This window comes from Pseudomonas sp. CDFA 610, from assembly GCF_021147865.1.
GTDB classification, from domain to species: domain Bacteria; phylum Pseudomonadota; class Gammaproteobacteria; order Pseudomonadales; family Pseudomonadaceae; genus Aquipseudomonas; species Aquipseudomonas alliivorans.
On record NZ_JAGTPM010000010.1, the window covers coordinates 88,850 to 100,887 of the forward strand.

The following is a 12,038-nucleotide window of genomic DNA, read 5'->3' on the forward strand; positions in this document are numbered from 1 at the left end:
AGAATGCAGCACGCGGGACGGGTAGCCCCGAGCGCTTCAAGACAGCAGTGATTCACAGAAAAAAGCGCGGCATTGTACACCGGCCTCCACATCGAGGTTTAAAAGAGGGCGGACAGACGTGCCGGGGTGTTTATCCGAATCATTTCGCAGAGCGAAAACTTCCAGAAACAGAAACGCCAGCCGCTAAGGGCTGGCGTTTCCGTTTATTCACACACCTTACTCACACGCCACGCTTACTGTGGCTTGCGACGACCGAAGCCCGGACGCTGACCCGAACCTGCCGGCGGACCACGACGCTTGCCTGACGGCGCGTCATCGTCAACCAGCTTGATGCCGGCACGCTTGGGTGCTGGCTTGGCCGGGCGCTTGTTCATTTCGCTCGGACGCTCAGCCACCGGTGTACCACGGCTGTTGTCGGCCGGACGCGGCGAACGGGAACCTGGCTTGCCGGAATCCTTGCGCGGCGATGGGCGCTGGGTCGAATCGCCACGCGGGCGATCACGATCGCTGCCGGTGATTTGCGGCTGACGCTGCGCACGCTCGCCGGACGCCGGTGCGCCAGCGGCAGGACGCAGCGTACGAACGCGCTCGCCCTTGCCCAGCGGGCGGGACGACTGACGCTGCAGACGCTCGAGCTTTTCCTTGGTCTTGGCATTCATCTGCGGCTGGGCCACAGGTGTCAGACCGACTTCGGCCGCCAGAATGTCGACTTCGTACTGACTCATTTCGCGCCAGCGGCCCATCGGCAGGTCGGAGTTCAGGAACACCGGTCCGTAACGCACGCGCTTCAGACGGCTGACCACCAGCCCCTGGGATTCCCAGAGACGACGAACTTCACGGTTGCGACCTTCCATCACCACGCAGTGATACCAGTGGTTGAAGCCTTCGCCGCCTGGTGCCTGCTGGATGTCGGTGAAACGCGCAGGACCGTCTTCAAGAATCACGCCGTTCTTGAGCCGCAGCAGCATGTCGTCATCGACCTCGCCACGTACGCGAACCGCGTATTCACGGTCCATTTCAAACGACGGGTGCATCAGGCGGTTGGCCAGCTCACCATCGGTGGTGAACATCAGCAGACCGGTGGTGTTGATGTCCAGACGACCGATATTGATCCAGCGGCCTTCTTTCGGGCGCGGCAGACGATCGAATACAGTCGGACGGCCTTCAGGGTCGTCACGGGTGCAGATTTCACCGTCCGGCTTGTTGTACATGATGACACGGCGAACCGTTTCGGCTGCCTCTTCGCGCTTGATCACGCGGCCGTCGACGCTGATGGCGTCGTGCAGGTCAACACGCTGACCGAGGGTCGCGTCCTTGCCGTTGACCTTGATGCGGCCCTGGGTGATCCAGGCTTCCACGTCGCGGCGCGATCCGACGCCAATGCGGGCCAGGACCTTTTGCAGCTTTTCGCCTGCGGGTCCGATTTCCTGGCTGTCCTGCTTGTCTTTTTCACTCATCTGGGCACCTCCCGGTGTGTCGAATCAGGGCTGACCGAGAACCGGCGAGACCTGTGCCCTGCGCGCTGTGGATAGCGGCAGGACGGAATACGTTGAAGCCCTGGCGAATGGGTTATCGCCGAGGGTCGACCATCATACGCTCATGTGGCACTTTACGCATCCAGCCTTGCGCGCAATTACCGGCATCACTTCTTCTTTTTGCGACCACCGGTCTTGAGCTTCGCCAGACGCTTGGCCGACTCGCTCAGCACCTCGCGCTTTTCATCCTTTTCCAGCTTCTTCCAGGCCTTGATTTCCCGCTTGCTGCGACCGCATCCCAGACAAATGTCGTCATCGAATTTGCACAGGCTGATGCAGGGGTTCTTGGCTGAACTCATGGACCGCAACTCTCATGGGGAAGATGACTGAACGTGTGACCGCAGGTGGAGGGATGAATTCGAACAGATGAAAATCATCGCCTGCGCCATTCGTGATGCCGAGCTTCACGGACCGCATGCCAACTCAGAGCATTGGCCTGATCAATGTGCTTAAGGTCTAGGACGCTCCGCCTCCGCTCTCCGGGTCGGACTCATCCTCATCCACCGATTCAGGCTCGGCCCGCAACAGATCGTCGAAATCCGTCTTCAGCCCCTGCTCCATCGAGTCCAGCTCGACCAGCAGGCTGCGGAAGCTGGTCTCGTCGCGTGGCGGCTCGGGCTCTTCATCGACATCGAGACTGGCATCGGCCAGCGCTTGAAGGTGCGCGGGCACTGGAGCATCTTCAAAGTCCAGTTCGGGTTCGGTTTCCATCTCGCGCAGATCCGCCAGCGGCGGCAGCTCGTCCAGGCTTTTGAGATTGAAGTGGTCGAGAAAACCCTTGGTCGTGGCGAACATCGCAGGCTTGCCCGGTACATCGCGGTAACCCACCACGCGAATCCACTCGCGCTCCATCAGCGTCTTGACAATGTGACTATTGACCGCCACACCCCGCACATCCTCGATCTCGCCACGGGTGATCGGCTGGCGATAGGCGATCAGCGCCAGGGTTTCCAGCATGGCGCGGGAATAGCGTTGCGGCCGTTCTTCCCACAGACGCCCGACCCAGGGTGAAAACGTGTCACGGATCTGCAGACGATAGCCGGACGCGACTTCCTTGAGTTCAAAGGCGCGGCCGTCACAGGACTTGCGCAGTATGTCCAGAGCCTTCTTGAAGACTGGCGGCTCCGGGCGCTCGCCTTCTTCGAACAGCTCATAAAGCCGGTCGAGCGTTTGCGGTTTTCCAGAAGCCAGCAGAAACGCTTCAAGCAAGGGCGCAAGTTCGCGGGGTTCATTGAGGTTCATGGATGTGCTCTAGGTCTACTCGGCTCGCGCCCGGACATGGATCGCCGCAAAGGGCTCGTTTTGGACCAGCTCGACCAGCGATTCCTTGACCAATTCCAGCACGGCCATGAACGTCACTACCACACCGAGTCGCCCTTCCTCGGCGGTGAACAGTTCGGCGAACGGCACAAAACCGCCGCCTTTGAGGCGCTCCAGCACATCGCTCATACGCTCGCGAGTGGACAGCGCCTCGCGACTCACCTGGTGGCTTTCGAACATGTCGCCGCGATGCAGCACTTCGGCCATCGACATCAGCACTTCTTCGAGGCTGACATCCGGGAGTAGCTTGCGCGCGCGGGCCTCGGGAGCGTCCAGTTTTGGCACGATGACGTCTCGCCCTACCCGCTTCAGCCCGTCGATGCCTTCGGCAGCGGCCTTGAAACGTTCGTACTCCTGCAGACGACGAATCAGCTCGGCACGCGGATCGCCTTCCTCTTCCTCGATTTCCGCCGAACGCGGCAGCAACATGCGCGATTTGATCTCCGCGAGCATGGCAGCCATCACCAGATACTCGGCCGCGAGTTCCAGGCGCACGGTTTTCATCAGCTCGACATAACCCATGTACTGCTTGGTGATTTCCGCCACCGGGATGTCGAGGATGTCGATGTTCTGTTTGCGGATCAGGTAGAGCAGCAGGTCGAGCGGGCCTTCGAACGCCTCAAGAAAGACTTCCAGCGCGTCCGGCGGAATATAGAGGTCCAGTGGCATCTGCGTGAGCGCCTGTCCGTAGACCAGCGCAAACGGCAGCTCCTGCTGGGCGTCGGCCTGACTGTCGGCCGTCTCGACCACTGTCATTACGCGTCGTCACCGAACGGCGTCGGATCACCGCAGCCGACACGAATCACCTGCGGCTCGCCTTCGGACAGGTTGATGACCGTGGACGCCGAGATACCGCCGATGCCGCCATCGATGATTAGGTCCACCTGATGCTCGAGAATCTGGCGCATCTCATACGGGTCGCTCAACGGCACGGTGTCGCCGGGCATGATCAGGCTGACACTCATCAGCGGCTCGCCCAGTTGCTCCAGCAGCGCCTGGGCAATCGGATGGCTGGGCACGCGCAGACCAATGGTGCGACGTTTCGGGTGCAGGACCAGACGCGGCACTTCACGGGTCGCGTTGAGAATGAAGGTGTACGGACCCGGCGTGTGCGCCTTGAGCGCACGGAAAGCGCCGGTGTCGACCTTGGCAAACAACCCCAGTTGCGAAAGATCGCAGCACATGAGCGTGAAGTTGTGCTTGTCGTCCAACTGACGCAGACGACGGATACGCTCGATGGCGCTTTTGTCGCCAATCTGGCAACCCAGCGCATAGGACGAATCTGTCGGGTACACCACCAGCCCGCCGGCCTTGATGATTTCCGCAGCCTGTTTGATCAGGCGCGGTTGCGGGTTCTCCGGGTGGACCTGGAAAAATTGACTCACGGTAACTTCCTGTTCAGACGGCGGCAGTAGGTTGATCATGTTTGAATCTGCACCATAGAGGTGGCAAATCCTCGGGCACGGGGCGGTAAGTGCCAATCTCGCCCCAGGCACCGGGGCCATGGAAGTCGCTGCCGGCAGTCACCAGCAGACCGAACTCCCGCGCCAGGATCGCCAGGGTTCCGACCTGATCGGCAGGCTGCATGCCATTGACCACTTCGATGGCGTGGCCACCTGCCTGGATGAAATCGCCGACCAGTTTACGCCGTTTACTGCGAGTAAAGTCATAATGCGAAGGATGCGCGAGACTGACCCAGGCGCCGGAAGCCCTCAGGGTCGCCACCGTGTCCTCAAGTGTCGGCCAATGTTGCTTGACGTCGCCCAGTTTGCCTGCACCCAGCCATTTTCGGAACGCCTCGGCGCGATCCTTGACGAAACCTTCACGTACCAGAAAGTCGGCGAAGTGCGGACGAGCCGGCGCATTGCCGCTGTCGCCCAGCTCTTTCTGGATCGCCCGGGCGCCTTCCAGCGCTCCGGGCATACCTTTGATCGCCAATTTGCGGCTGATTTCTTCAGCCCGTAACCAGCGCCCTTCGTGCAAACGCGAGATCGCTCCAGTCAGCGCAGGTGCCCTGGTGTCGAACGCGTAACCCAATATATGGATGGTCGCACCGCCCCAGGTGCAGGACAACTCGACGCCGTTGACCAACTGCATACCCAGTGAATGCGCCGTCTCGCGGGCTTCTTCGAGGCCTTCGAGGGTGTCATGGTCGGTGAGCGAAAGGACACGCACGCCATTTTCATAAGCACGCATAACCAGTGCGGTGGGCGACAAGGCCCCGTCCGAAGCGGTGCTGTGGCAATGCAGATCAACATTCATAGTGGTGCTTTCGCAGTCATTGATGTTTGTTATTATGCCGCTACATCCTGCTTCTGGCTGCCATTGTGAAACAATTCATCGACTTCATCCCGCTGCTCCTGTTTTTCATTGTCTACAAAACCGAACCGCGTGCTGTCGAGATCCTCGGTAACAGCTATACGGTAGGCGGCATTTTCAGCGCCACGGCCATGCTGATCATCAGTTCGGTGGTGGTCTACGGCATCCTCTATATAAAGCAGCGCAAGCTTGAGAAAAGCCAGTGGCTGACCCTCATTGCCTGTCTGGTGTTCGGCAGCCTGACACTGGCCTTTCACAGCGAAACCTTCCTCAAGTGGAAAGCGCCGGTGGTCAACTGGCTGTTTGCCGTGGCGTTTGCCGGCAGCCATTTCATCGGTGATCGTCCGCTGATCCAGCGCATCATGGGCCACGCCCTGACACTGCCTGCGGCTATCTGGACCAAACTGAACATCGCCTGGATCTTCTTCTTCCTGTTCTGCGGCGCGGCCAACCTGTACGTGGCGTTCACGTACCAAGACTTCTGGGTCGACTTCAAAGTTTTCGGCAGTCTGGCAATGACCCTGATTTTCCTGGTCGCCCAGGGTATCTACCTGTCTCGCCACATGAACGACACTGCTACCACCACGACCAAATCCGAGGACTGACATGCTCTACGCAATCATCGCCACTGACGTCGAAAACTCGCTGGAAAAACGGTTGAGCGTACGCCCTGCCCACCTTGAGCGCCTGAATGCCCTCAAGGACGCAGGTCGCCTGGAACTGGCCGGCCCGAACCCTGCGGTCGACAGCAACGATCCAGGCGCAGCCGGTTTCAGCGGCAGCCTGATCGTCGCCGAATTCGATTCTCTGGCTGCTGCAGAAGCCTGGGCCAAGGCTGATCCGTTCGTCGAGGCAGGCGTCTACGCCAACGTTGTGGTCAAGCCGTTCAAAAAGGTTCTGCCCTGATTCGCAGTTGATGCCCTGTGGTGGCAGCGGTCCTGCATGAAACACAGCAGGCCCTGCCACTTCGACCTCCCCCTGCGCAATACTCATCATTCCTGACGCGCTGCCGACAACCTGCCGAGTTCAAACAAAAACGGTTCGGGTCAACGGGAGTTCAGATGCGTTCAGGTACGTTGTGTCTGCTGATAGCGATATCGAGTACAAGCCTGCAGGTTCAGGCGGAAGGAACGGACGCCGTCGGGGCGTCACAGCCAACGCATTATTCAAATGCAGCAGGCCAGATCGCGGATCTTCAGTCGCGGCTCGTCAACAGCGAACGCCAGCGCGAAGACCTGATGAAGCAGGTCCAGAACACCGAACGCGACAGCGCACTGCTGGGCCGTTTGCGTCAAGAGAACCAAAAGCTCAAGTTGCAGCTCAAAGAGGCACTGTCAGCCACGCCGCCGCGTCTGCTGACCGAGCAACAACAATGGTTCGTCGCAGGCGGTGGCGTTGCGATGATCGCCCTTCTGTGCGGTATATTTGTCAGCGGTTGGCGTAGGCAACGTCGGCAGTGGCTAAATTGAGTGAGTCATGAGCGAGCTGTTACTAATTGATGATGATCAGGAGCTCTGTGAGCTGCTGAGCAGTTGGCTGAGTCAGGAAGGGTTTCAGGTGCGCGCCTGCCACGATGGCAACAGCGCGCGTCAGGCCCTTGCCGAGCAGCCCCCTTCCGCTGTGGTACTGGATGTGATGCTGCCCGACGGCAGCGGTCTTGAGCTGCTCAAGCAACTGCGGTCCGAGCACCCTGACCTGCCGGTGGTCATGCTGTCGGCACGCGGTGAGCCGCTGGACCGTATTCTGGGTCTGGAACTAGGCGCCGATGATTACCTGGCCAAACCCTGCGACCCCCGCGAACTGACCGCCCGCCTGCGCGCCGTCCTGCGCCGCAGCCACCCGGTCGCTTCGTCAACCCAGCTTGAACTCGGCGACCTGACCTTCAGCCCGATGCGCGGCGTGGTCAGCATCGATGAGAAAGAACTGACACTCACGGTTTCGGAAAGTCGCCTGCTCGAAGCCTTGCTGCGCCAGCCTGGCGAGCCGCTGGACAAGCAGGAACTGGCGCAACTGGCGCTGGGCCGCAAGCTCACCCTCTACGACCGCAGCCTGGACATGCACGTCAGCAACCTGCGCAAGAAAATTGGCCCGCATCCGGACGGTCGTCCGCGCATCGTGGCGCTGCGCAGCCGTGGCTACTATTACAGCCTTTGAGCGTTTTCCGGCCCTGACGATCCTTACACAAGCTTTACCAAGCCCTGACCGCGCTTGACCTTGATCTCCCTAAACTGGGCTCAACGGCATAGAGCCGCACTAGAGACAAGGAGATACACCATGCGCAAGACCCTGATCGCTTTGATGTTTGCTGCTGCCCTGCCTACTGTTGCCATGGCTGTTCCACCACCGCCTGCAGGTCCTGAAGCCGGCGCACCCGTCATGCACATGGAGCGCGACGACCGTGGCCCAGGCATGCATCGCGGCCCAGGTCCTGGCCCTTTCCGTGATCTGGACCTGTCGCGTGAACAGCGTCAGCAGATCGACCGCCTGATGCGTGACCAGATGCACGAGCGTCGTGACATTACTCAGCGTTACCTGGACAAGATGCCTGCTCCCGAGCAGAAAGCCATGCAGGACGAGATCAACGCCAAGCGTAACGAAACCGATACCCAGATTCGCGCCCTGCTCAAGCCTGATCAGCAAAAGCAGTTCGACGAAATCAAGAAGAAGCAGGATGAGCGTCGTGCCGAGTGGGCCGAGTTCAAGGCCTGGAAAGCAGCCAAGGCTGCCAAGACCCAATAACATCAGTCACGCCTGACGGCAGACTGGTTGCAACCAACCCGGCATGCTGGAGCATGCCGGGCTTGTTCATTTCTTGACCGAGGAAAACCTGTGCGCTCATTGTTCTGGCGAATCCTGGCCAGTTTCTGGCTGGCCATTGCTCTGGTTGCAGGTTTGTCGATTCTGCTCGGGCACATGCTCAATCAGGACGCCTGGATCCTCAGCCGCCACCCGGTGCTCAACGAGCTGCCGGAAAACTGGACACAACGGTTCGAAGAACAGGGTGCCGACGCGTCTCAGGACTACCTGCAAACCCTCAAACGCCGCAACCGGATCGACGTTCAGGTGCTCAATGACAGCGGTGAACCGGTCGTGCGCGGCACCTTTCCGCCCCGTGCAGCCGCCCTCGAAGCCCGCCAGCAGCAAGGCGGTGACGACGATGAAGGCAGAAAACTGCCATGGCGTCGTCTGGCAACCGAATACACCAGCCCCAAGACCAACGAAACTTACCTGTTCATTTACCGGATTCCGCACCCCGAACTCGATCAATGGCATCGCCAGAGCCTGATGTGGCCGCTGAGTGCGCTGGGCATCGCACTGGTCGTGCTGACCCTGTTCAGTCTGTTCGTGACCCTGTCGATCACCCGGCCACTGAGTCGTTTGCGCGGCGCAGTACACGACCTGGGGCAGACCAGCTATCAACAGCACAGCCTGGCGCAACTGGCCAACCGGCGGGACGAATTCGGCGTACTGGCGACTGACTTCAACCGCATGGGCGCCCGCCTGCAAAGCCTGATCGGCAGTCAGCGCCAATTGCTGCGCGACGTTTCTCATGAATTGCGTTCGCCGCTGGCACGCCTGCGCATCGCACTGGCGTTGGCCGAGCGCGCTGAACCTGCCGAGCGCGAAAAGCTGTGGCCGCGTCTGGGCCGCGAATGTGATCGACTGGAAGCACTGATCAGCGAAATTCTCGCACTGGCACGTCTGGATGCAGACTTCGGCAGCGCCGAGCCGGTCGATCTGGAAGGACTGCTGCATCGTCTGAAAAACGACACGCAACTCGATGGCGCCGAACAGGCTATCAAGGTGCAGGTACAAAGCGACCTGCAGCTGCAGGGCTGGCCCGATATGATCGAACGTGCGCTGGACAACCTGCTGCGCAACGCCCTGCGCTTCAACCCGCCGGGCCAGAGCATCGATTTACAGGCGACTCGCGTGGACAACCGCATACGCCTGAGCGTGCGCGACCATGGTCCCGGCGTTGCCGAGGAACATCTGGCGCAACTGGGCGAACCTTTCTATCGCGCGCCCGGCCAGACCGCGCCGGGCCACGGGCTGGGACTGGCCATCGCCCGACGCGCTGCAGAACGCCATGGCGGCAGCCTGACGCTGGGCAATCATCCCGAGGGCGGTTTTATCGCCACACTGGATTTGCCGCCAGAACCGGTCAATCCCTCATCGGTTTGACGCCCGTCAGCCCTGCCACTCGCTGACAAACCCGCCCACGTCCACTTTCGGTGCTTCGCGGGGCGGGTTCAGCGGCGTGCCCAGGTACAGAAAACCGACCACTTCCTCATCGGCTTCAAGCCCGAGCCCGCTGGCCACGTGGGGCGAATACGACAACTCGCCCGTGCGCCAGACTGCTCCAACGCCCAGTGCGTAAGCCGCCAGCAGTACGCCATGCGCCGCACACCCGGCAGTAATCAATTGTTCCTTGCGCGGCACCTTAAAGTGATCCTGCAACCGCGCAATCACCACCACAACCAATGGCGCACGCAAGGGGCCGAGGCGGGCCTTGTCCAGCGCCTGTGGGGTGATTTCGCTACCACCCTGCTCCAGCGCCTCGGCCAGCAAGGCGCCCATGCGCTCGCGGGCTGCGCCTTCGACGGTCAGAAATCGGTACGGCCGCAATTGGCCGTGGTCAGGCGAGCGCAAGGCTGCGCCGAACATGATTTCGCGCTGTGCGGCATCCGGGGCCGGATCGACCAGACGAGGAACCGATACGCGGTTGAGCAAAGCGTCGAGCGCCTGCATGGGTTGTCTCCTTTCGAAATGGATCGGGCATTCTAGAGCCTGTACAGCTTCAATAACGAGTACGCCGGGCAATTACTTACAGGCAATGTCGAACGCAAGCCCCGGCCATGCTGGTTTACATGCCCGTATGCGCGGGTAGAATGGCGCCTTTCTTCATTGCAGCCAGAGTCCTTCATGTCGTTGCCGACCCTTCGCATCATCGGTTTCATCATCGGCATCTTCCTGATCACTCTGGCTGTCGCCATGATCGTGCCCATGGCCACGCTGGTCATCTACGATCGCTTCGAAGACCTGCGCTCGTTCCTGTGGGCCAGCGCCATCACCTTCATCGCCGGGCTTGCGATGGTGGTTCCCGGTCGGCCGGAGCACGTTCAGTTGCGCCCGCGCGACATGTACATGCTCACCGTCTCCAGCTGGATAGTGGTGTGCATCTTCGCGGCACTGCCTTTTCTGCTGACCCAGCACATCAGTTATACAGACTCCTTCTTTGAAAGCATGTCCGGTATCACGGCCACCGGCTCCACCGTGCTCAGCCATCTGGACAGCATGTCACCGGGGATTCTGATCTGGCGCTCGATGCTGCACTGGCTGGGCGGCATCGGCTTCATCGGTATGGCCGTCGCGATTCTTCCGCTGCTGCGGATCGGCGGCATGCGGCTGTTCCAGACCGAATCGTCCGACCGCTCCGAAAAGGTCATGCCCCGCTCGCACATGGTGGCCAAGTTCATCGTGCTGGCTTATGTGAGCTTCACGGCGCTGGGCAGTCTGGCGTTCTGGATGGCGGGCATGAGCCTGTTCGATGCGATCAATCATGCGATGTCGGCGATTTCCACCGGCGGTTTCTCGACGTCCGACCTGTCCCTGGCGAAATGGCCGCAGCCTGCGGTGCACTGGGTCGCCATTGTGGTCATGATCCTCGGCAGCCTGCCCTTCACCCTTTATGTCGCCACACTGCGCGGTAACCGGGGTGCATTGTTCCGGGACGAGCAAGTGCAGGGGCTGATCGGCCTGCTGCTGATCACCTGGCTGGTGATGACCGTGTGGTACGCGAACACCACCGACCTGCCGTGGACCGAAGCGTTGCGTCACGTGGCGCTGAACGTCACTTCGGTGGTCACCACCACCGGCTTTGCACTGGGCGACTACAGCCTGTGGGGCAATTTCTCGCTGATGCTGTTCTTTTATCTGGGTTTCATAGGCGGCTGTTCCGGCTCCACCGCAGGCGGCGTCAAGATTTTCCGCTTCCAGGTCGCCTATATTCTGCTCAAGACCAACCTTAACCAGTTGATCCATCCACGCGCCGTGATGAAGCAGAAATACAACGGCCATCGGCTGGACGACGAGATCGTGCGTTCGATCCTGACATTCTCGTTCTTTTTCACCATCACCATCTGCCTGATCGCGCTGATGCTGTCGCTGCTGGGTCTGGACTGGATGACGGCGCTGACTGGCGCCGCCAGCACGGTGTCGGGCGTCGGACCTGGGCTGGGCGAAGTCATCGGGCCCGCAGGCAACTTCTCCACCCTCCCGGATGCGGCAAAATGGATTCTGTCCGGCGGCATGCTGCTGGGTCGCCTGGAAATCATCACCGTGCTGGTATTGTGCGTGCCTGCGTTCTGGCGACATTGATGCACGGCTGAAAAAAGCTGACGCCTGATGTGTCGATTCTGCCGCCGGTTCACGGCAGATCGCCGACAGGCCACGTCCTGCAGTACGGTGAACTGCGCCGGATGGGTACTGCCAAACAGCACCCTGTCAGGCTAGACTGATCCGAAGCCAACGCGAGGGTCTGCACATGGATACCGTAAAGCCGTTCACCCGCTTTGCCGATTTCTACCCTTACTACCTGGAAGAACACCGCAGCAGTACCAGCCGGCGCCTGCATTTCATTGGCACCACGCTGGTGATCTTTCTATTGGCTTTTGGTATCGGCAGTGGACGCTGGTGGCTGTTGGCGCTGTTACCGATTGCCGGTTACGGCTTTGCCTGGGCCGGGCATTTCTTCTTCGAGAAAAACCGACCCGCCACCTTCAAGCACCCTTTCTACAGCCTGCTCGGCGATTTCGTCATGTACCGCGACATGCTGTTGGGCAAGGTGCCGTTTTGAGAAAG

General features: G+C 60.4%; 15 protein-coding genes. 8 read left to right on the forward strand and 7 right to left on the reverse strand.

Annotated elements, in window-relative coordinates:
• Positions 1 to 233 precede the first annotated feature (233 nt).
• The 6 genes from rluB to KDX39_RS19380 form a co-directional block, all read right to left on the reverse strand.
• Positions 234 to 1,457: a 23S rRNA pseudouridine(2605) synthase RluB gene (rluB, locus tag KDX39_RS19355; RefSeq protein WP_210043249.1), complete on the reverse strand. Its 1,224-nt coding sequence runs from the start codon at positions 1,455 to 1,457 to the stop codon at positions 234 to 236.
• A 185-nt stretch (positions 1,458 to 1,642) separates the two neighbouring features.
• A complete protein-coding gene (locus KDX39_RS19360; RefSeq protein ID WP_231661473.1) occupies positions 1,643 to 1,834 on the reverse strand; it encodes a DUF1289 domain-containing protein in 192 nt (63 codons plus the stop codon).
• Positions 1,835 to 1,991: 157 nt separating this feature from the next.
• On the reverse strand, positions 1,992 to 2,777 hold the full coding sequence (gene scpB, locus KDX39_RS19365; protein WP_231661474.1) for an SMC-Scp complex subunit ScpB: 786 nt from the start codon (positions 2,775 to 2,777) through the stop codon (positions 1,992 to 1,994).
• 15 nt (positions 2,778 to 2,792) lie between these two features.
• Positions 2,793 to 3,491 carry a segregation and condensation protein A gene (locus tag KDX39_RS19370; protein ID WP_173335978.1) on the reverse strand — a complete coding sequence of 233 codons (699 nt, stop codon included), beginning with the start codon at positions 3,489 to 3,491 and terminating at the stop codon, positions 2,793 to 2,795.
• A 119-nt stretch (positions 3,492 to 3,610) separates the two neighbouring features.
• On the reverse strand, positions 3,611 to 4,240 hold the full coding sequence (locus KDX39_RS19375) for an L-threonylcarbamoyladenylate synthase (protein WP_004884308.1): 630 nt from the start codon (positions 4,238 to 4,240) through the stop codon (positions 3,611 to 3,613).
• 13 nt (positions 4,241 to 4,253) lie between these two features.
• Complete coding sequence (locus KDX39_RS19380) at positions 4,254 to 5,117, reverse strand: PHP domain-containing protein (protein WP_231661475.1); 864 nt, start codon at positions 5,115 to 5,117, stop codon at positions 4,254 to 4,256.
• 65 nt (positions 5,118 to 5,182) lie between these two features.
• On the opposite strand from KDX39_RS19380, the gene KDX39_RS19385 reads away from it, so the two are divergent.
• The 6 genes from KDX39_RS19385 to KDX39_RS19410 all read left to right on the forward strand — a co-directional run bounded on the left by KDX39_RS19385 (position 5,183) and on the right by KDX39_RS19410 (position 9,359).
• Entirely contained in the window at positions 5,183 to 5,779 is a 597-nt protein-coding gene (locus KDX39_RS19385; protein WP_099229295.1) for a septation protein A, read from the forward strand.
• 1 nt (position 5,780) lies between these two features.
• A complete protein-coding gene (locus tag KDX39_RS19390; protein ID WP_004884303.1) occupies positions 5,781 to 6,080 on the forward strand; it encodes a YciI family protein in 300 nt (99 codons plus the stop codon).
• Between the two features lie 155 nt (positions 6,081 to 6,235).
• Entirely contained in the window at positions 6,236 to 6,643 is a 408-nt protein-coding gene (locus KDX39_RS19395) for a translation initiation factor 2 (protein ID WP_231661582.1), read from the forward strand.
• Positions 6,644 to 6,650: 7 nt separating this feature from the next.
• A complete protein-coding gene (locus KDX39_RS19400) occupies positions 6,651 to 7,328 on the forward strand; it encodes a response regulator transcription factor (protein WP_231661476.1) in 678 nt (225 codons plus the stop codon).
• Between the two features lie 120 nt (positions 7,329 to 7,448).
• A complete protein-coding gene (locus KDX39_RS19405) occupies positions 7,449 to 7,913 on the forward strand; it encodes an LTXXQ domain-containing protein (RefSeq protein WP_231661477.1) in 465 nt (154 codons plus the stop codon).
• A 90-nt stretch (positions 7,914 to 8,003) separates the two neighbouring features.
• Positions 8,004 to 9,359 (forward strand): sensor histidine kinase, encoded by a 1,356-nt coding sequence (locus KDX39_RS19410; protein WP_210043252.1) that lies wholly within the window; start codon positions 8,004 to 8,006, stop codon positions 9,357 to 9,359.
• 6 nt (positions 9,360 to 9,365) lie between these two features.
• Here the strand turns inward: KDX39_RS19410 and KDX39_RS19415 are convergent, their stop codons facing one another.
• Positions 9,366 to 9,926: a nitroreductase family protein gene (locus KDX39_RS19415; protein WP_231661478.1), complete on the reverse strand. Its 561-nt coding sequence runs from the start codon at positions 9,924 to 9,926 to the stop codon at positions 9,366 to 9,368.
• A 174-nt stretch (positions 9,927 to 10,100) separates the two neighbouring features.
• On the opposite strand from KDX39_RS19415, the gene KDX39_RS19420 reads away from it, so the two are divergent.
• On the forward strand, positions 10,101 to 11,555 hold the full coding sequence (locus KDX39_RS19420; protein WP_099229160.1) for a TrkH family potassium uptake protein: 1,455 nt from the start codon (positions 10,101 to 10,103) through the stop codon (positions 11,553 to 11,555).
• A 166-nt stretch (positions 11,556 to 11,721) separates the two neighbouring features.
• A complete protein-coding gene (locus KDX39_RS19425; RefSeq protein WP_099229161.1) occupies positions 11,722 to 12,033 on the forward strand; it encodes a DUF962 domain-containing protein in 312 nt (103 codons plus the stop codon).
• The last annotated feature ends 5 nt before the right edge of the window (positions 12,034 to 12,038 follow it).